The 26,084-nt window shown below is 65.7% G+C and carries 21 protein-coding genes; 10 read left to right on the top strand and 11 right to left on the bottom strand.

The window, feature by feature from the left end; genetic code table 11:
• Positions 1-232: 232 nt before the first annotated feature.
• The 6 genes from AC1RHV_RS21645 to AC1RHV_RS21620 all read right to left on the bottom strand — a co-directional run bounded on the left by AC1RHV_RS21645 (position 233) and on the right by AC1RHV_RS21620 (position 7,474).
• Positions 233-1,969: a THUMP domain-containing class I SAM-dependent RNA methyltransferase gene (locus tag AC1RHV_RS21645; RefSeq protein WP_054450736.1), complete on the bottom strand. Its 1,737-nt coding sequence runs from the start codon at positions 1,967-1,969 to the stop codon at positions 233-235.
• A 33-nt stretch (positions 1,970-2,002) separates the two neighbouring features.
• Positions 2,003-2,431 carry a CopD family protein gene (locus AC1RHV_RS21640; RefSeq protein WP_175163653.1) on the bottom strand — a complete coding sequence of 143 codons (429 nt, stop codon included), beginning with the start codon at positions 2,429-2,431 and terminating at the stop codon, positions 2,003-2,005.
• A 99-nt stretch (positions 2,432-2,530) separates the two neighbouring features.
• Entirely contained in the window at positions 2,531-3,982 is a 1,452-nt protein-coding gene (locus AC1RHV_RS21635) for a bifunctional 2-methylcitrate dehydratase/aconitate hydratase (RefSeq protein ID WP_192493211.1), read from the bottom strand.
• 70 nt (positions 3,983-4,052) lie between these two features.
• Entirely contained in the window at positions 4,053-5,246 is a 1,194-nt protein-coding gene (prpC, locus tag AC1RHV_RS21630; RefSeq protein WP_042792448.1) for a bifunctional 2-methylcitrate synthase/citrate synthase, read from the bottom strand.
• Between the two features lie 95 nt (positions 5,247-5,341).
• Positions 5,342-6,232, bottom strand: a complete 891-nt coding sequence (gene prpB, locus AC1RHV_RS21625) for a methylisocitrate lyase (protein ID WP_054450739.1) — start codon at positions 6,230-6,232, stop codon at positions 5,342-5,344.
• 252 nt (positions 6,233-6,484) lie between these two features.
• Positions 6,485-7,474: a malate dehydrogenase gene (locus tag AC1RHV_RS21620; protein ID WP_013392305.1), complete on the bottom strand. Its 990-nt coding sequence runs from the start codon at positions 7,472-7,474 to the stop codon at positions 6,485-6,487.
• A gap of 367 nt (positions 7,475-7,841) precedes the next feature.
• Between AC1RHV_RS21620 and AC1RHV_RS21615 the strand changes: the two genes are divergently transcribed.
• The 8 genes from AC1RHV_RS21615 to AC1RHV_RS21580 all read left to right on the top strand — a co-directional run bounded on the left by AC1RHV_RS21615 (position 7,842) and on the right by AC1RHV_RS21580 (position 14,994).
• The gene (locus AC1RHV_RS21615) at positions 7,842-8,621 is read left to right on the top strand and encodes a GntR family transcriptional regulator (RefSeq protein ID WP_042792450.1); all 780 of its coding nucleotides are present in this window, start codon (positions 7,842-7,844) and stop codon (positions 8,619-8,621) included.
• Between the two features lie 121 nt (positions 8,622-8,742).
• Positions 8,743-9,156, top strand: coding sequence for a succinate dehydrogenase, cytochrome b556 subunit (gene sdhC, locus AC1RHV_RS21610; protein WP_013392307.1), 414 nt, complete (start codon positions 8,743-8,745; stop codon positions 9,154-9,156).
• Complete coding sequence (gene sdhD / locus AC1RHV_RS21605; protein ID WP_013392308.1) at positions 9,156-9,539, top strand: succinate dehydrogenase, hydrophobic membrane anchor protein; 384 nt, start codon at positions 9,156-9,158, stop codon at positions 9,537-9,539. The genes sdhC and sdhD overlap by 1 nt, the downstream gene beginning before the upstream one ends.
• Positions 9,540-9,554: 15 nt before the next feature.
• Positions 9,555-11,321 carry a succinate dehydrogenase flavoprotein subunit gene (gene sdhA, locus AC1RHV_RS21600; RefSeq protein WP_225589297.1) on the top strand — a complete coding sequence of 589 codons (1,767 nt, stop codon included), beginning with the start codon at positions 9,555-9,557 and terminating at the stop codon, positions 11,319-11,321.
• A gap of 18 nt (positions 11,322-11,339) precedes the next feature.
• Complete coding sequence (locus AC1RHV_RS21595; RefSeq protein ID WP_054450743.1) at positions 11,340-12,056, top strand: succinate dehydrogenase iron-sulfur subunit; 717 nt, start codon at positions 11,340-11,342, stop codon at positions 12,054-12,056.
• Positions 12,057-12,189: 133 nt separating this feature from the next.
• Entirely contained in the window at positions 12,190-12,450 is a 261-nt protein-coding gene (locus AC1RHV_RS21590) for a succinate dehydrogenase assembly factor 2 (RefSeq protein ID WP_013392311.1), read from the top strand.
• Between the two features lie 19 nt (positions 12,451-12,469).
• Positions 12,470-13,780 (top strand): citrate synthase, encoded by a 1,311-nt coding sequence (locus AC1RHV_RS21585; protein ID WP_013392312.1) that lies wholly within the window; start codon positions 12,470-12,472, stop codon positions 13,778-13,780.
• A 101-nt stretch (positions 13,781-13,881) separates the two neighbouring features.
• Positions 13,882-14,994, top strand: a complete 1,113-nt coding sequence (locus tag AC1RHV_RS21580; protein ID WP_492301945.1) for a hypothetical protein — start codon at positions 13,882-13,884, stop codon at positions 14,992-14,994.
• 24 nt (positions 14,995-15,018) lie between these two features.
• Here the strand turns inward: AC1RHV_RS21580 and AC1RHV_RS21575 are convergent, their stop codons facing one another.
• Positions 15,019-15,471, bottom strand: a complete 453-nt coding sequence (locus AC1RHV_RS21575) for a DUF2214 family protein (protein WP_054450746.1) — start codon at positions 15,469-15,471, stop codon at positions 15,019-15,021.
• Between AC1RHV_RS21575 and AC1RHV_RS21570 the strand changes: the two genes are divergently transcribed.
• A complete protein-coding gene (locus tag AC1RHV_RS21570) occupies positions 15,470-15,598 on the top strand; it encodes a hypothetical protein (protein ID WP_255423521.1) in 129 nt (42 codons plus the stop codon). The two genes, AC1RHV_RS21575 and AC1RHV_RS21570, sit on opposite strands and share 2 nt — an antisense overlap.
• Positions 15,599-15,604: 6 nt before the next feature.
• Here the strand turns inward: AC1RHV_RS21570 and AC1RHV_RS21565 are convergent, their stop codons facing one another.
• Together AC1RHV_RS21565 and mdeB are read right to left on the bottom strand one after the other, a co-directional pair.
• Positions 15,605-17,902: an NADP-dependent malic enzyme gene (locus AC1RHV_RS21565; RefSeq protein WP_054450748.1), complete on the bottom strand. Its 2,298-nt coding sequence runs from the start codon at positions 17,900-17,902 to the stop codon at positions 15,605-15,607.
• 190 nt (positions 17,903-18,092) lie between these two features.
• Entirely contained in the window at positions 18,093-20,774 is a 2,682-nt protein-coding gene (mdeB, locus tag AC1RHV_RS21560) for an alpha-ketoglutarate dehydrogenase (RefSeq protein ID WP_492302209.1), read from the bottom strand.
• A 224-nt stretch (positions 20,775-20,998) separates the two neighbouring features.
• Here mdeB and AC1RHV_RS21555 point away from each other — a divergent pair, with 224 nt between their 5' ends.
• A complete protein-coding gene (locus AC1RHV_RS21555; RefSeq protein ID WP_306650285.1) occupies positions 20,999-23,047 on the top strand; it encodes an OPT family oligopeptide transporter in 2,049 nt (682 codons plus the stop codon).
• A 31-nt stretch (positions 23,048-23,078) separates the two neighbouring features.
• Here AC1RHV_RS21555 and AC1RHV_RS21550 read toward each other — a convergent pair whose 3' ends face one another.
• Both AC1RHV_RS21550 and uraD read right to left on the bottom strand, forming a co-directional pair.
• Positions 23,079-24,311, bottom strand: a complete 1,233-nt coding sequence (locus AC1RHV_RS21550; RefSeq protein ID WP_492301943.1) for a M20 family metallopeptidase — start codon at positions 24,309-24,311, stop codon at positions 23,079-23,081.
• Between the two features lie 6 nt (positions 24,312-24,317).
• Positions 24,318-26,081, bottom strand: a complete 1,764-nt coding sequence (gene uraD, locus AC1RHV_RS21545; RefSeq protein ID WP_492301941.1) for a 2-oxo-4-hydroxy-4-carboxy-5-ureidoimidazoline decarboxylase — start codon at positions 26,079-26,081, stop codon at positions 24,318-24,320.
• Positions 26,082-26,084 lie beyond the last annotated feature (3 nt).

Raw genomic sequence — 26,084 nt, 5'->3', positions numbered from 1 at the left:
GCTTGCACTGTTTGTTTAGCTACTAGGGATAACCCGAATTATAGGGGTTAACCCTGAACTTGTGCAAGTGCCTGGTGCATATTGGCAACACCTTGGTGCGATGATGCGCTCAAACGGTGCTGGGGAAAACCATAAGCAAAGATAAGCGCGCCATGTTGCGGCGCCTTTACAACGCGCTGTTCAAGGGGAAGGGGGCGCCCGGGGGCCGAAACCTCCCGGGGCGCAGGGGCGCTCAGGCGTCGCGGTAACCGGCCGCGACCAGCTCGAAACCGAACAGGCGGCAGTCCAGCGAACCGTTGTGCAGCGGCACACGGCGCTTGGGCTTCAAGCGCATCTGGTTGGGCAAGGTGAGGTCGCTGGTGATGACGTGCAGTTGCCAGCCCGCGAAATTGCGCTTCAGGCAGGTGGCCCAGTCGCGCCACAGATCCGCGTCCTGTTCCGTCCCCATGCGCTCGCCATAGGGCGGGTTGGTGACGATCCAGCCGTGGTCGGCGGGCGCCGTGACGTGGCGGGCATCGCCGACCTCGAAGCGGATCGAGTCTTCGGTCAGCCAGGCGCGTTCGGCGTTGTTGCGGGCGAATTCGATCGCGCGCGGGTCCAGGTCGTAGCCGACCAGCGGCGCGTCCAGTTGCGGCAGGATGCGCGCGCGGGCATCGTCCTTCAGGTCGCGCCAGCGGTAGGCGTCATGTCCGCGCAGGCGTTCGAAGCCGAACGGGCGCGAGATGCCCGGGGGCACGCCGAGGGCGATCCAGGCAGCCTCGATCAGGATGGTGCCCGATCCGCAGAACGGATCCAGCAGCGGGGCGGCTGGATCCCAGCCCGCCAGCGCCAGCATGCCTGCGGCCAGGTTCTCGCGCAGCGGCGCCTCGCCCTTGTCCAGGCGCCAGCCGCGCTTGAACAGCGACTCGCCCGAGGTGTCCAGGTAAAGCGTCGCGGTATGCCCGGTCAGGAACAGGTGCACGCGGGCGTCCGGACGCACGGTGTCGATGCTGGGGCGTTCGCCTTCCAGTTCGCGCAGGCGGTCGCAGATACCGTCCTTGGCGCGCAAATTGCAGTACTGCAGGCTTTGCACCGGGCTCTTGATGGCCGAGGTATCCACGCGCAGGGTCTGCTCCGCGCCGAACCAGCGCTCCCAGGGAGTGTCGCGGGCCAGGTCCAGGATGTCGTCTTCGTGCGAAATCTCGGCATGGGCGACCTGCACCAGGATACGGGTAGCCAGGCGCGAATACAGGTTGGCGCGCTGCACGCCGGCCCAATCGGCCGTGAACGAGCAGCCAGCGCGGCCGGCCTGGGCGTCCTCGAAGCCCAGCGCCTGCATTTCGGCCGTCAGCGCCTCTTCCAGTCCTTGGGGGCAGGGGGCGAAGATGGGAAATGTTTCCGCCTGGCGGGTTTCGCGCGGACGGCGGCTGCGGACCTCGACAGCGGGTTCGCGGTGGTCTTGGTCCCGGTTACGTGCTTCGACAAAATCCGATTCGTGCTCGGGTTCAGCCTGATATTCCGGCGCCGGACCGTCGTCCTCGAACGGGTCGTAGAAGCGTCCCGCCGGGGTGGCCGGCGCGATGTACTGATCGTCGCGCAGGCGCGGCGCGCGCTGCGGGGCGCGGCCGGAGCGGCCGCCGGATTCAGTTTCGCGGCGCGGGCTGTCGGCCCGCTTGCGGTCCGTAGCAGGTCGCCCCGATGCCGCCCGGTCCGAGGCGCCGCGTCCCGGCGCCGCCCGATCCGACGCGCCGCGCGCGGACTGGCCGCGGCCGGCGCCGCGCGGGCCACGCGCTTCCTCGTCCTTGCGCCGCTGATAGGCGGCGGGATCTTTCTGGCGTTCGATGCTTTCCTTGGTGCGCTCCTGTTGCGCGACCAGACGGGCGCGGGCGCCGCTGCGGGTGCGCTTGGGGGCGTCTTCGGCATAGGCGTCGCGCGCCGTTTTCTTGATCGTCAGCGTCTTGCGCGGGCGGTCCTGTTCATCAGAGGACATACGAATCCTGGCGAATGTGCAGAGGTAGGGGTATCAGAAGGGTTTGACGACGACCAGCGCCACCACCACCAAGAGCAGCAAGACGGGAACTTCGTTGAACCAGCGATAGAACTTGTGCGAACGGGTGTTTTTGCCCTGTTCGAATTTGCGCAGCATCAGGCCACAGGCGTGATGGTAGCCGATGACGAGCAGGACGAAAAAGAGCTTGGCGTGCATCCAGCCGTTGCCGGGGCCCACGCCGATGCGATAACCCAGATAGAGCCACATGCCGAATACCACCGCGACCACGGCCAGGATGGTGGTGAAACGGTACAGGCGGCGCGCCATGCCCAGCAGGGTGGTCTGGACCGCGGGGTCCGATTGCTGCGCCAGATTCACGAATATGCGCGGCAGGTAGAACAGGCCGGCGAACCAGGAAGCGATAAAGACAATATGAAAGGTCTTGACCCAAAGCATGGCCATGGCGCGATCCAGTCGAGGAAAGCCGCATTGTAAGCTGCGCCACTACGCGTTCAGGCCAAGAGGCAAAGCCCCGCGGACAGGGCTTTGCGGGGAGGCGGCTCAGATCACGTACAGGTCGACGTACTCGTGGACCGGCATGGCTTCCAGCCGCTTCTGGTCCAGCGAGGCCTGCAGGATGCGGTCTTGCTGGCGGGCTGGGAACATGCGCGCCAGATTGGTGCGGAACTTGGTTTCCAGCAGCGGTATGCCTTCGGCGCGGCGGCGCTTGTGGCCGATGGGGTACTCGCAGACGATCTCGTCCAGCCGCGTGCCGTCCTTGAATTCCACCGTCAGCGCATTGGCGATCGAACGCTTGTCGGGGTCGTGATAGTCGCGGGTATAGGCCGGGTCTTCCACGCACACAATCTTGTCGCGCAGCGCGTCGATGCGCGGATCCCGCGCCACCGTGTCCTCGTAGTCGGCCGCGGTCAGGCGGCCGAACAGCGTCGGTACCGCCACCATGTACTGGATGCAGTGGTCCCGGTCGGCCGGGTTGGCCAGCGGTCCCTTCTTGTCGATGATGCGGATGCAGGCTTCGTGCGTGCGGATTGTGATTTTCGCGATGTCGTCGGCGTTCTTGCCGGCGGCCTGCAGCCGGGCGTGGAGTTCCATTGCGCACTCGACGGCGGTCTGCGCATGGAATTCGGCTGGAAACGAAATCTTGAACAGCACGTTTTCCATCACGTAGCTGCCGTAGGGGCGCTGGAACCGGAACGGCTGGCCTTTGAACAGCACGTCGTAAAAGCCCCAGGTCTTGGCCGTCAGCACGGACGGATAGCCCATTTCGCCGGTCCGGGCGATCAGCGCCAGGCGCACGGCGCGGCTGGTGGCGTCGCCCGCGGCCCAGCTCTTGCGGCTGCCGGTATTGGGCGCGTGGCGATAGGTGCGCAGGCTCTGGCCATCGACCCAGGCCAGCGACACCGCATTGATCACTTCATCGCGGCTCAGGCCCAGCATCTGCGCCACCACGGCGGTGGAGGCAACTTTCACCAGCACGACGTGGTCCAGGCCGACCTTGTTGAAGGAGTTTTCCAGTGCGATGCAGCCCTGGATCTCGTGCGCCTTGATCATGCCGGTCAGCACGTCGCGCATCAGCAGGGGCGGTTTGCCGGCCGCGACCGCCGTGCGGGACAGCCAGTCGGCGGTGGCCAGGATGCCGCCCAGGTTGTCGGACGGGTGGCCCCATTCGGCGGCCAGCCAGGTGTCGTTGAAGTCCAGCCAGCGGATCATCGTGCCGATGTTGAAGGCGGCCTGCACGGGATCGAGCTGGAATTGCGTGCCCGGCACCTTGGCGCCGTGGGGCACGGTCGTGCCGGGGACGATGGGCCCCAGCAGTTTCCTGCACGCTGGATACTCCAGCGCTTCCAGGCCGCAGCCCAGCGTGTCGATCAGGCAGTTGCGCGCCGTTTCGTACGCCAGGCCGCTCTGGATTTCATACTTCAGGACGTAGTCGGCGATATCGACCAGAACCAGGTCGGGATCGGGACGGACGTTGGAGATCGGGGCAGACATAGCGGTACCTCTCCATGGAATGAATACAGGTGGCCATGCCGTGCCCTCGTCCGCGCCCTGGTGTCGTGGCTTACTTGCGCTTTTCCAGCGGCACGAACTTCTGGTCTTCCGGGCCCACGTAATTGGCGGTGGGGCGGATGATCTTGTTGTCGATGCGCTGCTCGATGATGTGGGCCGACCAGCCCGCCGTGCGCGCGATGACGAACAGCGGCGTGAACATGGCGGTGGGGACTCCCATCATGTGATAGCTGACGGCCGAGAACCAGTCCAGGTTGGGGAACATCTTCTTGATGTCCCACATGACCGTTTCCAAGCGTTCGGCGATGTCGAACATCTTGGTGCTGCCGGCCTTCTTGGACAGCTTCTTGGCCACTTCCTTGATGACCTTGTTGCGCGGGTCGGACACGGTATAGACGGGGTGGCCAAAGCCGATGATAACTTCCTTGGCTTCGACGCGGCGGCGGATGTCGGCCTCGGCCTCGTCCGGGGTTTCATAGCGCTTCTGCACGTCGAAGGCCACTTCGTTGGCGCCGCCGTGCTTGGGGCCGCGCAGCGCGCCGATGGCGCCCGAGATGGCGGAGAACATGTCCGAGCCGGTGCCGGCGATGACGCGGGCCGTGAACGTGGACGCGTTGAACTCGTGTTCGGCGTACAGGTTCAGCGAGATGTGCATGGCCTTGACCCACTCGTCGCTGGGCTTTTCGCCGTGCAGCAGGTGCAGGAAGTGGCCGCCGATGCTGTCGTCGTCCGTCTGCACGTCGATGATGCGGCCGTTGTGGCTGTAGTGGTACCAGTACAGCAGCGCCGAGCCCAGGTTGGCCATCAGGCGGTCGGCGATGTCGCGCGCGCCCGGGGTGTTGTGGTCGTCTTTTTCAGGCAGCACGCAGCCCAGCACGGACACGGCGGTGCGCATCACGTCCATCGGGTGGCTGGCGGCGGGCAAGGCTTCCAGCGCGGCTTGCAGTTGGGCGGGCAGGCCGCGCAGGCTGCGCAGCTTTTCCTTGTAGGCCTTCAGTTCGGCCTTGTTCGGCAGCTTGCCGTGGACGAGCAAGTGGGCGATTTCCTCGAACTCGCTGGCGTCGGCGATGTCCAGGATGTCGTAGCCGCGGTAGTGCAGGTCGTTGCCGCTGCGGCCGACCGTGCACAGTGCGGTGTTGCCGGCGACGACGCCGGACAGCGCAACCGACTTCTTGGGCTTGAAGCCGGCTTTTTCTTCCGGCTGGGCGTCCGTCTTGGCCACTTGCTTCTTGGGAGCCGTGCTCATGTCTCTACTCCTTCCTTTCGCGATGGTCGTTGCTATTGGGGGTGGGCATGCAAGGCGCCGGGCGGCTGCCGCGACGCCGGAAACCGTGGGCTGGCTTAGGCCTTGCCCTTCTGGAACAGCGCGTCCAGCTTCGATTCGAATTCGTGGTAACCGATGCGGTCGTACAGTTCCTCGCGCGTCTGCATCAGGTCCACCACGTTCTTCTGGTGGCCATCGCGGCGGATGGCGGTGTAGACCGCTTCGGCTGCCTTGTTCATGGCGCGGAAGGCCGACAGCGGGTAGAGCACCATGCCCACGCCCACGCTCTTCAGTTCTTCCACCGAGAACAGCGGCGTCTTGCCGAATTCGGTGATGTTGGCCAGCACCGGCACCTTGACCGCCTTGACGAAGCGGTCGTAGGTAGGCAGGTCGTAGGCGGCTTCGGCGAAGATCGCGTCGGCGCCCGCTTCCACGCAGGCCAGCGCGCGCTCGATGGCGGCGTCCACGCCATGGGAGGCAATCGCGTCGGTGCGGGCGATCAGGTAGAAGTCCGTATCGGTGCGGGCGTCGGCCGCGGCCTTGACGCGGTCGGCCATTTCTTCGGTCGAGACGATTTCCTTGCCGGGGCGATGGCCGCAGCGCTTGGCGCCGACCTGGTCTTCGATGTGGCAGGCGGCGGCGCCGAACTTGATCAGGCTCTTGACGCTGCGGGCGATGTTGAACGCCGACGGGCCGAAGCCGGTATCGATGTCGACCACCAGGGGCACGTCGCAGACGTCGGTGATGCGGCGCACGTCCGTCAGGACGTCGTCCATGGTGTTGATGCCCAGGTCGGGCAGGCCCAGCGAACCAGCCGCGACGCCGCCGCCGGACAGGTAGATGGCGCGGTAGCCGGCGCGCTTGGCCAACAGCGCGTGATTGGCGTTGATGGCGCCGATGATCTGCAGGGGGCTTTCTTCGGCAAGCGCGCGGCGAAAGAGGGCGCCGGCGGATTCGGGTCTGGACATGGGTGGTCTCCGTAATTTGGACCGGGTGTTTTCGTGGGCCCCGGATGAAACGACTGGACTGCGGACTGGCGCGTTGCAGGCCAGGCCGGGATGCGTCCCGTCCTGGTTCCTGACCTTACCGCGGGCCCGGAAAATAAATCTGTCCCCTTCGCGACATTCCTTTGCGCAGGGGCAAAGGGACAGGTTTATGTTTCGGTCTTGCCTAGGAATTGGGCCCGCGCAAACGGGCCCAATTCTTTACTCATGCGCTGCTTACTTCAGCAGGTCCTTGACGCCGTCGCGCTCTTCGAGGAGCTCTTTCAGCGTGAAGTCCAGGCGCTCGCGCGAGAAGGCGTCGATTTCCAGGCCTTCGATGCGCTTGTATTCGCCGTTTTCGGTCGTGACCGGCACGCCGTAGATGATGCCTTCGGGGATGCCGTAGGAGCCGTCCGACGGGATGCCCATCGTGACCCACTTGCCGTTGCTGCCCAGGACCCAGTCACGGACGTGGTCGATGGCGGCGTTGGCAGCCGAAGCGGCCGAGGACAGGCCGCGGGCTTCGATGATGGCGGCGCCGCGCTTGCCCACGGTGGGGATGAACGTGTCGCGGTTCCAGGCGTCGTCGTTGATCAGCTTGGACAGCGATTCGCCGCCGACGGTGGCGAAGCGGTAGTCGGGGTACATCGTGGGCGAGTGGTTGCCCCACACGACCAGCTTTTCGATGTCGGCGACGGCCTTGCCGGACTTGGCAGCCAGTTGCGACAGGGCGCGGTTGTGGTCCAGGCGCAGCATGGCGGTGAAGTTCTTGGCGGGCAGGTCCGGCGCCGACTTCATGGCGATGTAGGCGTTGGTGTTGGCCGGGTTGCCGACGACCAGGACCTTGACGTTGCGGCTGGCGACGTCGTTCAGGGCCTTGCCCTGAGCCGTGAAGATCTGGGCATTGACCGACAGCAGGTCCTTGCGTTCCATGCCGGGGCCGCGCGGGCGGGCGCCAACCAGCAGGGCCACGTCGGCGTCCTTGAAGGCGGTGCGCGGGTCGCTGTGGGCGGTGACTTCTTGCAGCAGCGGGAAGGCGCAGTCATCCAGTTCCATGATGACGCCCTTCAGGGCCTTTTGCGCTTTCTCGTCGGGGATTTCCAGCAGTTGCAGGATGACGGGTTGATCTTTACCCAGCATTTCGCCGGAGGCGATGCGGAATAGCAGTGCGTAACCGATTTGGCCGGCGGCGCCGGTGACGGCGACACGCAAGGCAGGCTTGGACATGGACGTTCTCCGTAATGGTTTGGCGAGAAAAAATCTCACCAAGCAGTGTAATCGTTGGGCGTGAAAATCAACGCGTGTGCAACGGCGTGCGCAGTGGCAGGCGCGAGGCCCGGGCAGCGTTGAATCCTAGATCGAATTTACGTGTCCGTCAATTGCTCTTCTATCTTATATAAGACATAAGACGTTGGACAGCCGCCCGGCCGATATGCCACAATAGAGCGTTTATTCGAATGCGCCGCAACCCGGTTTCGGTTGCGCGCCTGTATCAAGCCAGAACACTGGCGGCAGCAGCGCATTGCGGATGGGTTCGCTGCCTTGCGCCGCCCTCCCATTTCCCCGGATAAACATGACTCAATCAAAAAGATCCATGGCAGAGCCCCGGCCCGAAACCTCCTTACGCATTCGCGCCGCCCGCACGGCGGGCGAGGGGGCCGCTTTCAGTCCGCTCTACCGGCAAATCAAGGATCTGCTTGTCCAGAGCCTGGAACGCGGCGAATGGAAGCCCGGCGAACTCATCCCCAGCGAAATCGATCTGGCTGCCCGTTTCCAGGTAAGCCAGGGCACGGTGCGCAAGGCGGTCGATGAGCTGGCTGCCGAGCACATGCTGCTGCGCCGCCAGGGCAAGGGCACTTTCGTCGCCACCCACCACGAAGCGCGCGTGCGCTACCGCTTCCTGCGCCTGGCCGCCGATGACGAAGGCGAGGCCGGCCGGGCCGAAAGCCGCATCCTGGAATGCCGGCGCCTGCGGGCGCCCGCCGAGATCGCGCGCGCCCTGGACCTGCGTGCCGGCGAAACCGTCGTCATGATCCGCCGCCTGCTGTCCATGGGGCAGACGCCCACCGTCGTGGACGACATCTGGCTGCCTGGTTCCATCTTCCGTGGACTGACCCTGGAGCTGTTGACCGCCAACAAGGCGCCGCTCTACGGTCTGTTCGAATCCGAATTCGGCGTGAGCATGGTGCGCGCGGACGAAAAGCTGCGCGCGGTGATCGCGCCGGCCGAGGTCTGTCCGCTGCTTAATGTTCCCGCCGGGACGCCGTTGTTGCAGGTTGATAGGGTGTCTTATACGTATGGTGACCGCCCCATGGAAATCCGCCGGGGGTTGTACTTGACCGATCGATACCACTACCGCAATAGTCTGAATTGATGAGTTTTTTACCTACGATTTGATACCGACCCTATCTCTGGGCGAAAATACCGTGTTTGCCCGCAAGGGCTACGGCATTTCCGCCGTAACGATTCCCTAGTTCCGAAACACCGAGGCCGTCATGTCCGACACCGCTGCCAAGCCACGTCCGCAGTTTCGCAATATTGGTATTGCGCAACTCGCCAGCTACCGCCTGCCCCTGGCCGGCAAGCTGTCCATCCTGCACCGCGTCAGCGGTGCGCTGCTGTTCCTCTGTCTTCCCTTGGTCATTCTGCCGCTGTTCGCGGCCAGCGTGGCCGCACCGCAGACGTTCGCAGCCGTGGCCGCGTACGCCGGCAACCCGATCGTCAAGCTTGTCTTCCTGGTCCTGATCTGGGGCTATCTGCACCACTTCTGTGCCGGCATCCGCTACCTGCTGCTGGACCTGCACATCGGTATCGACAAGCTGTCGGCCAAGAAGAGCGCCGGCGTGGTTTTCGGGGTGAGCCTGGCGCTGACCCTGGTGTTCGCTCTCAAACTGTTCGGAGTGCTGTAATGGCCGACGTCAAAAACTACGGACCCAAGCGTCTGGTCGTGGGCGCCCATTACGGCGTCATGGATTTCATCATCCAGCGCATCACCGCCGTCATCATGGCCGTGTATACGCTGGTGCTGCTCATCGGCATCCTGATGATGCCGGCCTTCACGTACGAGCACTGGACCGCGCTGTTCAACTTCTACGTGGGCGTTCTTCCGGTTGGCCAGATCCTGGCCACCCTTGCATTCATTGCGCTGGCCTGGCATGCCTGGATTGGTGTGCGCGACATCTGGATGGACTACGTCAAGTCGGTGGGCGTGCGCCTGCTGCTGCAAGTGCTGACGATCCTCTGGCTGGTCGGTTCGGTCGTTTACTTCGCGCAAATCCTCTGGAGCATTTAAGCCGTGGTCTCTGTCATGAAATCCCTGCCGCGCCGCCAGTTTGATGTGGTGGTCGTTGGCGCCGGTGGAGCCGGCATGCGTTGTTCGCTGCAACTGTCCCAAGCGGGCCTGTCCGTTGCAGTGCTGTCCAAGGTGTTCCCCACGCGTTCGCACACGGTTGCCGCACAGGGCGGCGTGAGCGCCTCGCTGGGCAACATGAGCGAAGACAACTGGTACTGGCACATGTACGACACCGTCAAGGGTTCGGACTGGCTGGGCGACCAGGACGCCATCGAATTCATGTGCCGTGAAGCGCCGAACGCCGTGTACGAGCTCGAGCACTTCGGCATGCCGTTCGACCGCAACCCCGACGGCACCATCTACCAGCGTCCGTTCGGCGGCCACACCGCCAACTTCGGTGAAAAGCCGGTCCAGCGCGCCTGTGCCGCTGCCGACCGCACCGGCCACGCGCTGCTGCACACCCTCTACCAGCGCAACGTCGCCGCGCGTACCCAGTTCTTCGTCGAATGGATGGCGCTGGACCTGCTGCGCAACGAAGCGGGCGACGTCGTGGGCGTGACCGCCCTGGAAATGGAAACGGGCGAAATCTACATCCTGGAAGCCAAGACCACGGTGCTGGCCACCGGCGGCGCCGGCCGCATCTGGGCCGCTTCCACCAACGCCTTCATCAACACCGGTGACGGCCTGGGCATGGCCGCCCGCGCGGGCATTCCGCTGCAGGACATGGAATTCTGGCAATTCCACCCGACCGGCGTGGCCGGCGCCGGCGTGCTGATCACCGAAGGCGTGCGCGGCGAAGGCGGCATCCTGCTGAACAAGGATGGCGAACGCTTCATGGAGCGCTATGCGCCCACGCTGAAGGATCTGGCCCCGCGCGACTTCGTGTCCCGCTCGATGGACCAGGAAATCAAGGAAGGCCGCGGCTGCGGTCCGGACGGCAGCTACGTGGTCCTCAAGCTGGATCACCTGGGCGCCGACGTGATCAACAAGCGTCTGCCCTCGATCCGCGAAATCGCGATCAAGTTCGGCAACGTGGACCCGATCAAGGAACCGATCCCCGTCGTTCCGACCATCCACTACCAGATGGGCGGCATTCCGGCCAACTACCACGGCCAGGTGCTGACGCGCGAAAACGGCGAGAACAAGATCGTCAACGGCCTGTACGCCATCGGCGAATGCGCCGCGGTGTCGGTGCACGGCGCCAACCGCCTGGGCACCAACTCGCTGCTGGACCTGATCGTGTTCGGTCGCGCCACCGGCAACCACATCGTCAATTCGCATCCGGAACGCCAGCACGCGCACCAGCCCGTGCCGCAGCAAGCCGTCGAATTCTCGCTGGACCGCATCAACAAGCTGGAATCGCGCACTTCGGGCGAGAAGACCCAGGACATCGGCAACGCCATCCGCTTCTCGATGCAGCGCCACTGCGGCGTGTTCCGCACGCTGGAACTGCTGAACGAAGGCGTGACCCAGATCGAAGATCTGGCCAAGCAAGCCGACAACATCTACTTCAAGGACAAGTCCAAGGTGTTCAACACCGCGCGCGTCGAGGCGCTGGAATTGGCGAACATGACCGAAGTGGCCCGCGCCACGATCAAGTCGGCCGCCAACCGCACCGAAAGCCGCGGCGCGCACGCGCTGGACGACCACCCGACGCGCGACGACGAGAACTGGCTGAAGCACACGCTGTGGTACTCCGAAGGCAGCCGCCTGGATTACAAGCCCGTGCAGATGAAGCCGCTGACGGTCGAGTCCTTCCCGCCCAAGGCGCGTACCTTCTAAGTCCGGATTGAGCCCACTATGAGCACCAAGAGAATCGTCAAGTTCGAAATCTACCGCTACGATCCGGACAAGGACGAGCGCCCGTACATGCAGAAGCTGGAAGTCGAACTCCAGCCGACCGACAAGATGCTGCTCGATGCGCTGGTGCGCATCAAGAACGACGTCGATGACAGCCTGGCCCTGCGCCGCTCGTGCCGTGAAGGCGTGTGCGGTTCGGACGCCATGAACATCAACGGCAAGAACGGTCTGGCGTGCACGACCAACCTGCGCGAACTGAAGGAACCCATCGTTCTGCGTCCGCTGCCGGGCCTGCCCGTCATCCGCGACCTGATCGTGGACATGACGCACTTCTTCAACCAGTACCACTCGATCCGCCCGTACCTCATCAACGACACGCCGCCGCCCGAAAAGGAACGTCTGCAGTCGCCCGAGGCCCGCGAAGAGCTGGATGGCCTGTACGAGTGCATTCTGTGCGCGTGCTGTTCCACTTCCTGCCCGTCGTTCTGGTGGAACCCGGACAAGTTCGTCGGCCCGGCCGGCCTGCTGCAAGCCTACCGCTTCATCGCCGACAGCCGCGACGAAGCCACGGGCAGCCGCCTCGACAACCTGGACGATCCGTACCGCCTGTTCCGTTGCCACACCATCATGAATTGCGTCGACGTCTGTCCCAAGGGACTGAACCCGACCAAGGCGATCGGCAAGATCAAGGAACTGATGGTTCGCCGTACGGTCTAGTTTTTATTAAGCGCATTTTGCCTCCGGCGGCATTTTTTGCCGCCGGGCCGTCCCAAGGCAAAAACGTCCCCAAGGGGGGCAGCAAGCCCGCGTAGCGGGTGCGGCGTGGGGGCTTTTAAAGGTGTAAAGAAGGATGAGCAAGCTAACTGAATTGGAGCGGGCGCGCTTGCGTTGGCGGGCGCGCCGCGGCTTGCTCGAAAACGACTTGATCATCACCCGGTATCTGGATGCCCACGAGGCTGAGCTTACCGATGATGACGTAGCCGCATTGACGCAGCTTTTCGAGATGGGAGACAACGACCTTCTCGACCTGCTGCTGGCCCGCAAAGAGCTTGAGGGCGCGCTGGACACGCCCAGGCTTCGGAGCATCATTGGCCAGATGCGCGCGCTCTGATTAATTGAGAGGAATGAACATGAACCTGTCTGACAAAAAAGCCACTCTATCCTTCTCGGATGGCAGCGCCCCCATTGAGTTCCCTGTTTACAAGGGTACGGTTGGTCCGGATGTGATCGACATCCGCAAGCTGTACGGCCAGACGGGCATGTTCACGTTTGACCCCGGCTTCATGTCCACCGCTGCCTGCGAATCGGGCATCACGTACATCGACGGCGACAAGGGCGAACTGCTGTACCGCGGCTACCCCATCGAGCAATTGGCCGTCAATTGCGACTTCATGGACATCTGCTACCTGATCCTGAACGGCGAACTGCCCAACAAGGACCAGAAGGCCGATTTCGATTCGCAAGTGACCCATCACACGATGGTCAACGAGCAGCTGCACTTCTTCCTGCGCGGCTTCCGTCGCGACGCGCACCCGATGGCCGTGCTGACCGGCCTGGTCGGCGCGCTGTCCGCGTTCTACCACGACTCCACCGACATCACGAACCCGCAGCATCGTCACATCTCGGCCATCCGCCTGATCGCCAAGATGCCGACGCTGGTCGCGATGGCCTATAAGTATTCGCAAGGCCAGCCCTTCATCTACCCGCAGAACGACCTGTCCTACACGGGCAACTTCCTGCGCATGATGTTCGCCACGCCGTGCGAAGACTACAAGGTGAACGAAGTCGTCGAGCGCGCGCTGGACCGCATCTTCATCCTGCACGCCGACCACGAGCAGAACGCTTCGACCTCGACCGTCCGCCTGTGCGGTTCGTCGGGCACCAACCCGTTCGCCGCCATCTCGGCCGGCGTGGCTTGCCTGTGGGGCCCGGCTCACGGCGGCGCCAACGAAGCTTGCCTGCAGATGCTGGAAGAGCTGCAAGCCAACGGCGGCATCGCCAAGGTCGGCGAGTTCATGGAGAAGGTCAAGGACAAGAACTCGGGCGTGCGCCTGATGGGCTTTGGCCACCGCGTCTACAAGAACTACGACCCGCGCGCCAAGCTGATGCAGGAAACCTGCAAGGAAGTGCTCTCGGCCCTGGGCCTGGAAAACGACCCGCTGTTCAAGCTGGCCATGGAACTGGAACGCATCGCCCTGTCGGATCCGTACTTCGTCCAGCGCAAGCTGTACCCGAACGTGGACTTCTACTCGGGTATCGTCCAGCGCGCCATCGGCATCCCGACCTCGCTGTTCACGGCCATCTTCGCGCTGGCCCGCACGGTGGGCTGGATCGCCCAGTGGAACGAAATGCTGTCGGATCCCGATTACAAGATCGGCCGTCCGCGCCAGCTGTTCACCGGTTCGGTCACGCGCGACGTGCCCCCGATGGACAAGCGTTGATACGCAGTCTGGCTTGAACAAGAAACCGCCTTCGGGCGGTTTTTTGTTGCCTGTACGCCGTGTGGCCGCGGCGCGATGGTTTGGCGTGTACCATCCTTGCCATGATTCCGATAGCGCTGCCTTCTGCTGGCTTCTACATTTTTGTTTCCCTGGGTTTTCTTGCCGGTCTGGCGCTGCTGGCCTGGGCCGTGGTCCTGATCGCCAGCGGCGGCGCGCGCCGTACGGTGCGCAAGTACTGGAAGACTTCTTCCCTGGTGTTCGTCGTGCTGGCCGTGCCGTTCGCCTTCTATGCCTGGGTGCAGACGGTGATCTGGCAAATCGAGCGAGAGGGCGCCCGTGCCGAGGCAGCCCGCAATGTCACGCTGCAGGAAGTCACGACCGTCGGCGGCATCGCCATGCCCGCGGGCACTCGACTGAAGCTGCAGGACGAAGGGCAGCTGGAGACCTATCTCGAAGCGGAATTTCCGCAGCCCGTGGCCATGTATGGCGTGCAGGCGTCGAGCGCGCGGCGCTATCTCAATTCGGACTATGACGACGAAACCTACGCCTTGCGGGGCCGCTATCCGCGCAACGTCATCCTGCGTGGCGCGGGCAGCCAGACCGTGCTGGGCTGGCAGTGCGACGCCACGCAGGATATCGAATTCGAGGTGGCGCGCGATGGCGCGATGAGGGCGCTGGACAAGTGCGTGCTGGGGCCGGGCAACCGCGCCGAAACCCTGGACCTTGCGCCGGGTTCCGTCGTCTACGGCTCCGGCGGCACGGTCTACACCGATGGCTCGAGCGATCCGGACCGCTGGCGCATCGAGGTCAAGGATCCGATGGCGGTCCGGATATTCGGGCTGCCCTTGAGCGAGCCCCGGCTGTACCTGGACGAGGCGCGGCGCCTGCTGCGGGTCAGCGATGCGGAACTGGCCTGCCCGACGCGATTCGGCGGCGTGAGCTATGCCGCCGGCACCCAGGTCAAGTCGGTGCGCCGCGGCCGCGGCGATGCGCGCGAGCCGTTCCCGGGCGTGCTGGTGCTGAGCCCCTGGAATGGCCAGGCCGCCACACGCGACGGCCAGGCGGACGTGCCGGAAGGCATGTCGGTGATGCAGACCTTGGCTGGCGAGGTCGTGGACGTGGTCCGGAACGACACGGTGGGCGTCTTCCACTTCGCCACCTTCGTCGTGGGCGACGAGGAACCCGAGGCCCCCCGTCGCGCATCCTGCCCTTGAGCGCACGGCCCTCGCGGGCGGGTGTTACGCGCCGATGCCGCGCGCCATCAGCACGGCGAACAGCGGCAGGAAGATGAACAGGTGCGATTCGATCATGACCCAGCGCCGCGCCCGCTTGATGTCGGCGGCCGCAGGCAAGAAGCCCGGCTGCTGCCGCGACTGCTTGGCCCAGCGCAGGAAGGTCATCGTCGGTGCGATCGAACAGAGCCCGATGATGACGAAGAGCGTGATCTTGGCATGGAACCAGGGATTGCTCATGTAGAACGCGGCGCCCTTGATGCCCAGCGTCAAGCGCAGCACACCAGTGATGAGCACCACCACGGCGCTCAGCGCATAGAGGCGGTCATAGATGACCAGGCGCTTGAGGCCGGCGGCAGTGAGATCGGGCCGCAGCAGCACGGCTTCGGCGGTCAGGACCACCACCAGCAGGAAGATGGCCAGGTAGTGAAACCAGGCATACAAGGCGTCGGCCAGCATGTTGACTCCAGAAAACAAGGTTGAACTTGGTTTTTACCATCAGCCCGTGCCGGCGGGCTATCGCGGCGGCATGAGCCCGCGCAATGAAAATGGGCGCCCCGAGGGGCGCCCATTGCTCAGCGGCTGACTATCATCAACGGCGCTTCTTGGCGGCCTCGGCGGCTTCCTGCTGCGCGTCCACCACGGCCAGCGCCGTCATGTTGACGATGCGGCGCACGGTGGCGCTGGTGGTCAGGATGTGCACGGGGCGCGCCGCGCCCAGCAGGATCGGGCCCATCGCGACGCCATTGCTGCCAGTCATCTTCAGCATGTTGTACGTGATGTTGCCGGTGTCCAGCGTGGGCATGACGAGCAGGTTGGCGCGGCCCTTGAGCGTGCTGTCCGGGTAGGCCAGGACGCGGATCTTTTCCGACAGGGCGGCGTCGGCGTGCATTTCGCCGTCGACTTCCAGGTCGGGAGCGCGGTCCTGCACCATCTGGCGCGCGGCGGCCATCTTGCGCGAGGATTCCGTCACGCGGCTGCCGAAGTTGGAGTGCGACAGCAGGGCGATCTTCGGCACCACGCCAAAGCGCAGCATTTCGTCCGCGGCCTGGATGGTGATGCTGGCGACTTCCTCGGCCGTCGGGTTCTCATTGACGTGGGTGTCGGTGACGAACAGCGTCTGGTCGGGCAGCATCAGCACGTTCAGGGCGGCGTAGGTCTGGCCTTCCTTCTTGCCGATGATTTCGTCGATGTACTTGAGCTGGTTGTCGTACTTGCTGGCCACGCCGCACAGCAGGGCATCCGCGTCGCCGCGACGCAGCAGCATCGCGCCGATCAACGTGTTGTGCTTGCGGATCATCGCCTTGGCGATGGCCGGCGTCACGCCTTCGCGGCCCTTCAGCTGGTAGTACGCGTTCCAGGTTTCGTTGAAGCGGCTGTCGTCTTCCGGATCCACGATCTCGAAGTCCTGGCCGGCCGCCAGGCGCAGGCCGAACTTCTTGATGCGCATTTCGATGACGGCCGGGCGGCCGATCAGGATCGGGAACGCCAGCTTCTCATCGGCCACGGTCTGCACCGCGCGCAGCACGCGCTCGTCTTCGCCGTCGGCGTAGATGACGCGCTTGGGCGCCTTCTTGGCCTGGGCGAACAGCGGACGCATCAGCTGGCCCGAGTGGTACACGAACCCCATCAGCTTCTGGCGGTAGGCTTCGATGTCCTCGATGGGGCGGGCGGCTACGCCGGAGTCGGCGGCGGCCTGGGCCACGGCGGGGGCGATCTGGACGATCAGGCGCGGGTCGAAGGGCTTGGGGATGATGTAGTCCGGGCCGAACGACAGTTCCTGGCCGGCGTAGGCGCGGGCCACTTCGTCGTTCTGCTCGGCTTGCGCCAGTTCGGCGATGGCCTTCACGCAAGCCAGCTTCATCTCTTCCGTGATGCGCGACGCGCCAGCGTCCATGGCGCCGCGGAAGATGAAGGGGAAGCACAGCACGTTGTTGACCTGGTTCGGGTAGTCCGAACGGCCGGTGGCGATGATGCAGTCCGGGCGGGCGGCCTTGGCCACTTCAGGACGGATTTCCGGTTCCGGATTGGCCAGCGCCAGGATCAGCGGGCTGGCGGCCATGGTCTTGACCATGTCGGCGGTCAGCACGCCGGCGGTCGAGCAGCCCAGGAACACGTCGGCTCCGTTGACCACGTCGGCCAGCGTGCGCGCGTCGGTCTTCTGCGCGTAGCGCTTCTTGTTGGCTTCCATGTTTTCATCGCGGCCGTCCCAGATCACGCCGCGCGAATCCACCACGTAGATGTTCTCGCGCTTGACGCCCAGGTGGACCAGCAGGTCCAGGCAGGCGATGGCGGCGGCGCCGGCGCCGGAGCAGGCCAGCTTGACCTTGCCGATGTCCTTGTTCACGACCTTCAGGCCGTTCAGGATGGCGGCCGACGAAATGATGGCGGTGCCGTGCTGGTCGTCGTGGAAGACGGGGATCTTCATGCGCTCGCGCAGCTTCTTCTCGATGTAGAAGCACTCGGGCGCCTTGATGTCCTCGAGGTTGACGCCGCCCAGCGTGGGTTCCAGCGCGGCGATGATGTCGACCAGCTTGTCGGGGTCGTTCTCGGCCAGTTCGATGTCGAACACGTCGATGCCGGCGAACTTCTTGAACAGGCAGCCCTTGCCTTCCATCACGGGCTTGGCGGCCAGCGGGCCGATGTTGCCCAGGCCCAGCACGGCGGTGCCGTTGGTGATCACGCCCACCAGGTTGCCGCGCGAGGTGTACTTCGAGGCGGCGTCATCGCCCTGGTCGAAGATGGCCATGCAGGCGGCTGCCACGCCGGGGGAGTAGGCCAGGGACAGGTCGTCCTGGTTGGCCAGCGTCTTGGTCGGCGTGACCGAGATTTTGCCGGGGGTGGGGTAGGCGTGGTAGTCCAACGCCATTTTGGTGAGGGTTTCGTCCATGGGATACAGGCCTTGCGGGCGCTAAATGGAAAGGAAATGGGATTGCAAAAAGCGGGCTCGCGGCCCGCCGTATTTTCTGGGAAATGCTTGGGAACACCCGTATTTCAACAGAAAGCGCGGGTGCTTGGTTGTTGCGCTGCAGCGAATGGACGATTTTGCGCAAAACCTCGCTGCATCGCGGATTGCAATCCTATCTATCCCAAGGCGGCGTTTGCCGCGCGCCGGCATTCAGGCGCGCGCGCAACGCCTGGGCATCTTCCTGGCGGTCCAGGCTGTCCAGCGCGTACAGCACGATCCAATCCGCGCTGACCTCGAAGAAGTCGCGCAGCTGGGCGCGGGTGTCGCTGCGGCCGAAGCCATCGGTGCCCAGCGTGCGGTAGGGCGCGGGCACCCAGGCGCGGATCTGCTCCGGCACGGCGCGCACGTAGTCGCTGGCGGCGACGACCGGGGCGTTGCTGGCGCCCAGGCAACTGCGGACCCAGTCGGCGCCGGATGCAAGGCCGAGCACGCGGGAGCGTTCGGCTTCGCGGCCGTCGCGGGCCAGTTCGGAAAAGCTGGTGACGCTCCAGACTTCGGCGTCCACGCCGTAATCGGCCTGCAGGCGCTCCGCCGCGAGTTCGGCCTCGCGCAGCATCGGGCCCGCGCCCAGCAGGCGCACCTGGGCCTGCCCGCGCGCGGGCCGCAGGCGGTACATGCCGCGCAGGATGCCCTCGCGCACGTCGTTGCCTGCCGGCATGTCCGGCTGCGCCAGGTTCTCGTTGGTGACGGTCAGGTAGTAGAACTCGTCGCGCTGTTCGTCCAGCATGCGGCGCATGCCGTGCTCGACGATGATGGCGACCTCGTAGGCATAGGCCGGGTCATAGGCGCGGCAGTTCGGCACGGCGGCGGCCATGATGTGGCTGGAGCCGTCCTGGTGCTGCAACCCCTCGCCGCCGAGTGTGGTGCGGCCGGAGGTGGCGCCGACAAGGAAGCCGCGCGTGCGCTGATCGGCGGCTGCCCAGATCAGGTCGCCGATGCGCTGGAAGCCGAACATCGAGTAATAGATATAGAAGGGCAGCATCGGCAGGCCGTTGACCGAATAGCTGGTGCCCGCGGCCGTCCACGAGGAAATCGCGCCGGCCTCGGTAATGCCTTCTTCCAGGATCTGGCCGTCGCGCGCCTCGCGGTAATACAGCACCGAGCCGATGTCCTCGGGTTCGTAGAGCTGGCCTTGCGCGGAATAGATGCCGATCTGTCGGAACAGGTTGGCCATGCCGAAGGTGCGCGCCTCGTCCGCCACGATGGGCACGATGCGCGGCCCCACGTTGGCATCCTTGAGCAGGGCGGTGAGCATGCGCACGATGGCCATGGTGGACGACATTTCCTTGCCGTCGGCGGCCAGCGCGAAGCGCGCCCAGTGCTCCGCGTCCGGCGGCGCCAGGCGCGGCGCCTCGGTATTGCGGCGGGGAATGTGGCCGCCCAGCGCGGCGCGGCGCGCCTGCAGGTGGCGCAGTTCGGCGCTGTCCTCGGCCGGGCGGTAGAACTTCAGCGCCAGGCAATCGGCGTCCGAGATCGGCAGCGCGAAGCGGTCGCGGAAGGCCAGCAGCGCCTCGTCATCCAGCTTCTTCTGCTGGTGCGTGGTCATCTTGCCCTGGCCGGCCGAGCCCATGCCGAAACCCTTCTTGGTCTGCGCCAGGATCACCGTGGGCTGGCCGCGATGGCGCACGGCGCGGTGGTAGGCCGCGTGGATCTTCACCATGTCATGGCCGCCGCGGTGGAGGCGGTCGATGGCTTCGTCGCTCCAGTCGGCCACCAGGGCGGCCAGTTCGGGATTCTGGTTGAAGAAGTGGGCGCGGTTGAAGGCGCCGTCGTTGGCCGCGAAGGTCTGGAACTGTCCATCCACGGTATTGGCGAAGGCGCGCGCCAGGGCGCCGTTGGTGTCGCGCCGCAGGAGCGCGTCCCAGTCGCTGCCCCAGACCAGCTTGATGACGTTCCAGCCGGCGCCCGCGTACAGCGTTTCCAGTTCGTCGATGATGCGGCCGTTGCCGCGCACCGGGCCGTCCAGGCGCTGCAGGTTGCAATTGACCACGAACACCAGGTTGTCGAGCTTTTCGCGCGCGGCCAGCGTCAGCGCGGCGATGGATTCAGGTTCGTCCATTTCGCCATCGCCGAAGATGCCCCAGACCTTGCGGTCGCCGCCGGGCATCAGCGAACGGTGCTCCAGGTAGCGCATGAAGCGCGCCTGGTAGATGGCGTTGATGGGGCCGATGCCCATCGAGCCCGTGGGGAATTGCCAGAAATCCGGCATCAGCCACGGGTGCGGATACGACGACAGCCCGCGCAGGCCGCGCGCGCCAGCCGTGATCTCCTGGCGGAAATGCGCCAGGTCCTCTTCGCCCAGAAAGCCTTCCAGATAGGCGCGGGCATACACGCCGGGCGCCGAGTGCGGCTGCATGTAGACCAGGTCGCCGGGGCCGTCCGGGCTCTGCGCGCGAAAGAAATGGTTGAAGCCGACCTCGAACAGGTCGGCGGCCGAGGCGTAGCTGGCGATGTGGCCGCCCAGCTCTCCATGCGCCTGGTTGGCGCGCACCACCATGGCCAGCGCATTCCAGCGGTTGATGCGGGCGATCCGTTCCTCCACGGCGAGGTTGCCGGGGAAGGGCGGCTCCTGATCGGCGGGGATGGTGTTGAGGTAGGCGGTGCGGGTCTGGCTGTTGGCGCGCAGGCCCAGCGACGCCGCATGACCCAGCAGATTGTCCAGCACGTAGCCCGCGCGCTCAGAACCTTCCGCCTGTACCAGCGATTCCAGCGCCTCACGCCATTCGGCGGTTTCGGCGGGGTCGGCGTCGTGCTGGATGTCTTGCCCGGGGCGGGCGGAACTGGCGTCGCGCATGGTCTTGTCGTCTCCTGGTTTGACGTCCATGCTAGACCCTAGCCCCTGGCATGGGTGATCAAAATTCTGGGGAAACTTCGGAAAATTCAGCATAATCTTTTGCAAGTTTTACCGCTTGCGGCAGCTTCTGCCGAGGATATGCTTGGTGGTCGTATCAGAGGGGTGACCGCCAGGTGGACGCGAAGGCGCTAGAATTCGCGCCTGGCAAGATAGGAATAACTGCAATGACCCAACCCATCAGCGTCCCGGCAGAGGTCACGTTGCCCGAACTTACGTTCCGCGGCATCCTCCTGGGCGCAATCATCACCGTCATCTTCACGGCTTCCAACGTCTTTCTCGGACTGAAGGTGGGCCTGACGTTCTCATCCGCCATTCCGGCGGCGGTGATCTCGATGTCCGTCCTGCGCCTGTTCAAGGACGCGAACATCCTCGAAAACAACATGGTGCAGACCCAGGCCTCCGCGGCCGGGACGCTGTCGTCCATCATCTTCATCCTGCCGGCCCTGGTCATGATGGGGCACTGGCAGGGCTTCCCGTTCTGGCAGACGCTGGGCATCTGCGCCGCCGGCGGCATGCTGGGCGTGATGTTCACCATTCCGCTGCGCCACGTGATGGTGGTGCAGAGCGACCTGCCGTATCCGGAAGGCGTGGCTGCCGCTGAAATCCTGCGGGTGGGCAGCGCCGAGCGCGCCCAGGACGAGGCCGCGGACACCGGACGCGCGCCAGCCAAGGCCGAGACCGGCATGGGCGACATCGTGGCCGGCGGCGTGGTCGCCGCCGCGGTCAGCTTCGCGGCCAGCGGACTGCGCGTGCTGGGAGACAGCGTCAGCGGCTGGTTCGCGCTGGGCGGCGCGGTGTTCCGGCTGCCCATGGGCTTTTCGCTGGCGCTGCTGGGCGCGGGCTACCTGATCGGCATCGTCGCGGGCCTGGCCATGCTGACCGGGTTGATCATTTCCTGGGGCATCGCCGTGCCCATCCTCACCGCCATGGGCGACATCCCGGCGGGCACGTCGCTGGCGAAGTACGCCACCGGCCTGTGGGCTTCGCAGGTGCGCTTCATCGGCGCCGGCGTGATCGGCGTGGGCGCCATCTGGACCCTGGCCACGCTGTTCATGCCGATGGCGCGCGGCGTCAAGGCTTCGTTCGCGGCGCTGACCAAGGCGGGCGCGGCCCGCGCCGGACGCGCGCCGCGCACCGAGCGCGACCTGTCGGCCGGCTGGATCTCGGCCGTGACGCTGGTGCTGGTGGCGGTCCTGGTGGTGACCTTCCAGGTGTTCCTGTCCGGCGCGCCGCTGTCGCCTGCCGGCATCTGGAAGCTGGTGGCCTACGCCGTGCTGTTTGCCTTCGTCTTCGGCTTCCTGGTGGCCGCCGCCTGCGGCTACATGGCCGGCCTGGTGGGGTCGTCGACCAGCCCGATCTCGGGCGTGGGCATCGTTGCCATCGTGCTGGTGTCGCTGCTGATGCTGGCGCTGGGCGGCGAATTGCTGGGCGCGCAGAACGGCGTGCAGATGGCGATTGCGCTGTCGATCTTCAGCACCTCGGCGGTGGTGGCGGTGGCCTCCATTTCCAACGACAACCTGCAGGACCTGAAGACCGGCTGGCTGGTGGGCGCGACGCCCTGGCGTCAGCAGGTGGCCCTGCTGATCGGCTGCGTCGCCGGCGCGGCAGTGATTTCGCCGGTGCTGGAACTGCTCTACAACGCCTACGGTTTTGCCGACGCCATGCCGCGCGAGGGCATGGACCCGGCGCAGGCCCTGTCCGCGCCGCAGGCGACGCTGATGCTGGCGATCGCGCGCGGCATCTTCACGCACCAGCTCAACTGGACCATGATCCTGATCGGCATGGCGGTCGGCGTGGGCCTGATCGTGGTGGACGAGATCATGAAGCGCACCTGCCGCGTGGCCCGGATTCCGGTGCTGGCCGTGGGTATCGGCATCTATCTGCCGCCCACCGTCGCCGCGCCCATCGTGGTCGGCGCGGTCCTGGCATGGCTGCTGGAACGCGCCCTGCGCCGCCGCGCGGCCGCCGCCGGCAAGCCCTACGAGCAGTTCGCCGACGCAGCCAATCGCCGCGGCGTGCTGATCGCCTCGGGCCTGATCGTGGGCGAAAGCCTGGTCGGCGTGCTGATGGCCGGCATCATCGGCGCGGCCGGCACCGAAGCGCCGCTGGCGATCGCCGGCGCGGGCTTCGAGCACACGGCCTCGTTCCTGGGGTTGGCCGTCTTCGTGGCGGTGGCGATCCTGTTCTGGCGCCGGGTGATGAAACTGGCGTGAAGCGCCCGGCCGGTCCTGCCGGGCGGCCGCCTCAGGCGGCGTCCAGCAGGTCGGCCAGCGTGCGGGCGATGACCTTGGTGGCGCGCCGCAGGTCTTCCAGCACTACCCGCTCATCGTTGCGCTTGGCGTGCGATTCCAGCACGGTGCGCGGTCCGGCGCCGTAGATCACGCCCGGAATGCCCGCTTCGGCGTACAGGCGTACGTCGGTATAGAGCGGGGTGCCCATGGCGGCGATGGGCTCTCCGAACAATTCCTCTCCATGCTTCTGAATGGCCTGCACCAGCGGCTGGCTGCCGGGCAGCGGGCGCATGGAATTGGCCAGCAACAGGCGCTTGATGTCCACGCTGATGCCGGGCACGGCAGCAGCGGCTTCCTGGATGATGCGGCGGATGTCGGCCTCGACCTCGGCCGCGCTTTCTTCGGGGATCATGCGCCGGTCCAGCTTGAACGCCACCTTGCCTGGCACCACATTGGTGTTGGTGCCGCCTTCGATGCGGCCCACGTTCAGGTAGGGGTGGCTGATGCCCGGCACCTTGGAGCGGATTTCCCGGTACCGTGCGTTCTGCGCGTACAGCGCGTTCAGGATGGCAACCGCGCCTTGCAGCGCGTCCACGCCGCTGCTGGGGATGGCGGCATGCGCCATCTTGCCGTGGACCGTCACTTCCATTTGCAGGCAGCCGTTGTGGGCGGTTACGACCTCGTAGCTGAAACCCGCGGCGATCAGCAGATCGGGCTTGGTCAGTCCTTGGGACAGCAGCCAGCCGGGGCCGAGCAGGCCGCCGAATTCCTCGTCGTAGGTGAAGTGCAGTTCGACGGCGCCGCGGCTGGGGCGGGCGACGGCTTCCAGCGCGCGCAGGGCGAACGTGTAGCTGGCGAAGTCGCTCTTGCTGACCGCGGCGGCGCGGCCGTACAGGCTGCCGTCGTCGATCTCGCCGCCGTAGGGGTCATGTTCCCAGCCTTCGCCGGGCGGCACCACGTCGCCGTGGGCATTGAGCGCCACGCGCGGGCCGCCCGCGCCGTATTCGCGGCGCACGATCAGGTTGGTGATCGATTGCAGGCCATAGTCCCGCACGGCCTCGGCGGGCACGGGATGGGCTTCCGCCTGCAGGCCGAAGCCTTGCAGCAGCTCGGCCGTGCGCTCGGCATGCGGGGCGTTATTGCCGGGCGGCGTGTCGGTCGGCACGCGCACCAGCTCCTGCAGGAAGCGGACTTCCTCGTCAAAGTGGGCGTCAATCCAGGCGTCGAGTCGGGCGTAGTCGGTCATGGTCGGCTATTGGGTGTCGTGGGCAAGGTCGTCGAGCAGGTTCAGGAACGCCAGCACGGCAAGCTGGATGTCGTCGCTGGAGGTGGATTCGCGCGGGTTGTGGCTGATGCCGGAATTCTGGCCGCGCACGAACAGCATGGCCTGGGGCATGACCTCGTGCAGCTTCATGGCGTCGTGGCCGGCGCCGCTGGGCATGCGGTGGACGGGCAGTCCCAGCGCGTCGACGGCGCGTTCCCAGCGCTGCTGCCAGGCGCGATCGCTGGGCGCGGCGGCGGCGCGCATGGTTTCTTCCAGCGTGTAGCGCAGGCCGCGGCGCTGGCAGATGGCTTCGAGTTCGGCCAGCACGTCATGCGCCAGCGCATCGCGCTGCGCGTCGCTGGGCGCGCGCAGGTCCAGGCTGAAGCGGCATTCTCCCGGCACCACGTTGATCGAGCCGCCCGGGACTTCCAGCATGCCTATGGTGCCGACCGAGTCGCCGTCGCGGGCGGCGCGCTGCTCCACGTACAAGGCCAGTTCGGCCGTGGCGGTGGCGGCGTCACGGCGGCGGTTCATGGGCGTGGTGCCGGCGTGGCAGGCCAGGCCGTGGATCCGCACCTGGTAGCGCACGCAGCCGTTGATGGACGTGACCACGGCCAGCGGCAGCCCCATTTCGTAGAGCACCGGCCCTTGTTCGATGTGGACTTCGACGAAGCCCAGATAGCGGGCAGGGTCGCGCTTGAGCGTGGGAATGTCTTCACTGCGCAGGCCGGCTTGCGCCATGGCGTCGCGCATGCTGACGCCGTCGTCGTCCTGCTGGTCCAGCCATTGCGGCTTGAAGTCGCCGATCAGTGCGCCCGAGCCCAGGAAGGTGGCGCGGTAGCGCTGGCCTTCCTCTTCCGCGAAGCCAATGACTTCCAGGTGGTAGGGCAGGCGCTTGCCCTGGCGGCGCAGTTCGCGCACGCAGGCCATCGGCACGAAGATGCCCAGCCGGCCGTCGTATTTGCCGGCGTTGCGCACGGTGTCGTAATGGCTGCCCGTCATGAGCGTGGGGGCGTCGGGGCTGGCGGCCAGGTAGCGGCCAACCACGTTGCCGACCGCGTCGATGCCGACCTCGTCGAAGCCGCAGTCGCGCATCCATTGCGACAACAGTCCGGCGCAGGCGAGGTGGGCTTCGGTCAGGTAGGTGACGGTGAGCTGCCCTTTTTCGGCGTAGCCGGGATCGCTGTGGACGGCCAGTTGCTCGCCCCAGTCCCAGATGTCGTTGCCGATGGCGGGTTCGGCGCCGAAGCCATCGCGCAGGCGGATCTCGGCGATGCGGTGCAACTGCTGCTGGGCCTCATCGAACTCCAGGTCCGGCGGGTTGTCCAGGCGGCGGGTGAACTCGTCGATCACCTGCTGGCGCGTCATGCCGGCGCCGCGCGGGCCGCGCACGGCCAGCACGAAGGGAAAGCCGAACCTGGCGCGGTAGTCGGCGTTCAACGCTTGCAGGCGGGCAGATTCGGCGGGCGTACACGCGGCCAATCCGGCCAGGTCCTGTTCGCGCGCCGAATCCGCGTCCTGGGGCGTCCCTGCTGCCAGCTCGGGATGGGCGCGCAGTAGCGCCGTCCGGGCATCGGCATCCGCGTCGTTCACGGCGCGGCGCAGGCGCTGCGCCAGGTCGGCCAGCGAGCGGAACGGCCGGTGGCCAAGCGCGCGTTCGGCGATCCAGGGCGCGCGGCCGTACAGGCCGTCGAGCATGGCGGCGGCGTCCGCGGGCGCTGCCGCATTGAGTTGGGCTAGGGTGTGGGCCATGGC

Source organism: Achromobacter sp. GW823-FHT04E03 (genome assembly GCF_058796095.1).
The sequence above is the reverse complement of the archived record's forward strand: the minus strand, read 5'-3'. Positions and strand labels throughout refer to the sequence as shown.

Excerpts from the sequence above, each read along its gene's own strand:
- AC1RHV_RS21645 (WP_054450736.1), bottom strand. The coding sequence starts at position 1,969 with ATGTCCTCTGATGAACAGGACCGCCCGCGCAAGACGCTGACGATCAAG.
- sdhC (WP_013392307.1), top strand. The coding sequence starts at position 8,743 with ATGTCCGACACCGCTGCCAAGCCACGTCCGCAGTTTCGCAATATTGGT.
- AC1RHV_RS21555 (WP_306650285.1), top strand. The coding sequence starts at position 20,999 with ATGACCCAACCCATCAGCGTCCCGGCAGAGGTCACGTTGCCCGAACTT.
- sdhA (WP_225589297.1), top strand. The coding sequence starts at position 9,555 with ATGAAATCCCTGCCGCGCCGCCAGTTTGATGTGGTGGTCGTTGGCGCC.
- AC1RHV_RS21580 (WP_492301945.1), top strand. The coding sequence starts at position 13,882 with ATGATTCCGATAGCGCTGCCTTCTGCTGGCTTCTACATTTTTGTTTCC.
- AC1RHV_RS21565 (WP_054450748.1), bottom strand. The coding sequence starts at position 17,902 with ATGGACGAAACCCTCACCAAAATGGCGTTGGACTACCACGCCTACCCC.
- AC1RHV_RS21620 (WP_013392305.1), bottom strand. The coding sequence starts at position 7,474 with ATGTCCAAGCCTGCCTTGCGTGTCGCCGTCACCGGCGCCGCCGGCCAA.
- sdhD (WP_013392308.1), top strand. The coding sequence starts at position 9,156 with ATGGCCGACGTCAAAAACTACGGACCCAAGCGTCTGGTCGTGGGCGCC.
- AC1RHV_RS21615 (WP_042792450.1), top strand. The coding sequence starts at position 7,842 with ATGGCAGAGCCCCGGCCCGAAACCTCCTTACGCATTCGCGCCGCCCGC.
- prpB (WP_054450739.1), bottom strand. The coding sequence starts at position 6,232 with ATGTCCAGACCCGAATCCGCCGGCGCCCTCTTTCGCCGCGCGCTTGCC.
- AC1RHV_RS21635 (WP_192493211.1), bottom strand. The coding sequence starts at position 3,982 with ATGTCTGCCCCGATCTCCAACGTCCGTCCCGATCCCGACCTGGTTCTG.
- AC1RHV_RS21575 (WP_054450746.1), bottom strand. The coding sequence starts at position 15,471 with ATGCTGGCCGACGCCTTGTATGCCTGGTTTCACTACCTGGCCATCTTC.
- AC1RHV_RS21550 (WP_492301943.1), bottom strand. The coding sequence starts at position 24,311 with ATGACCGACTACGCCCGACTCGACGCCTGGATTGACGCCCACTTTGAC.
- AC1RHV_RS21570 (WP_255423521.1), top strand. The coding sequence starts at position 15,470 with ATGTTGACTCCAGAAAACAAGGTTGAACTTGGTTTTTACCATCAGCCC.
- AC1RHV_RS21590 (WP_013392311.1), top strand. The coding sequence starts at position 12,190 with ATGAGCAAGCTAACTGAATTGGAGCGGGCGCGCTTGCGTTGGCGGGCG.
- mdeB (WP_492302209.1), bottom strand. The coding sequence starts at position 20,774 with ATGCGCGACGCCAGTTCCGCCCGCCCCGGGCAAGACATCCAGCACGAC.
- AC1RHV_RS21585 (WP_013392312.1), top strand. The coding sequence starts at position 12,470 with ATGAACCTGTCTGACAAAAAAGCCACTCTATCCTTCTCGGATGGCAGC.
- AC1RHV_RS21595 (WP_054450743.1), top strand. The coding sequence starts at position 11,340 with ATGAGCACCAAGAGAATCGTCAAGTTCGAAATCTACCGCTACGATCCG.
- AC1RHV_RS21640 (WP_175163653.1), bottom strand. The coding sequence starts at position 2,431 with ATGGCCATGCTTTGGGTCAAGACCTTTCATATTGTCTTTATCGCTTCC.
- uraD (WP_492301941.1), bottom strand. The coding sequence starts at position 26,081 with ATGGCCCACACCCTAGCCCAACTCAATGCGGCAGCGCCCGCGGACGCC.
- prpC (WP_042792448.1), bottom strand. The coding sequence starts at position 5,246 with ATGAGCACGGCTCCCAAGAAGCAAGTGGCCAAGACGGACGCCCAGCCG.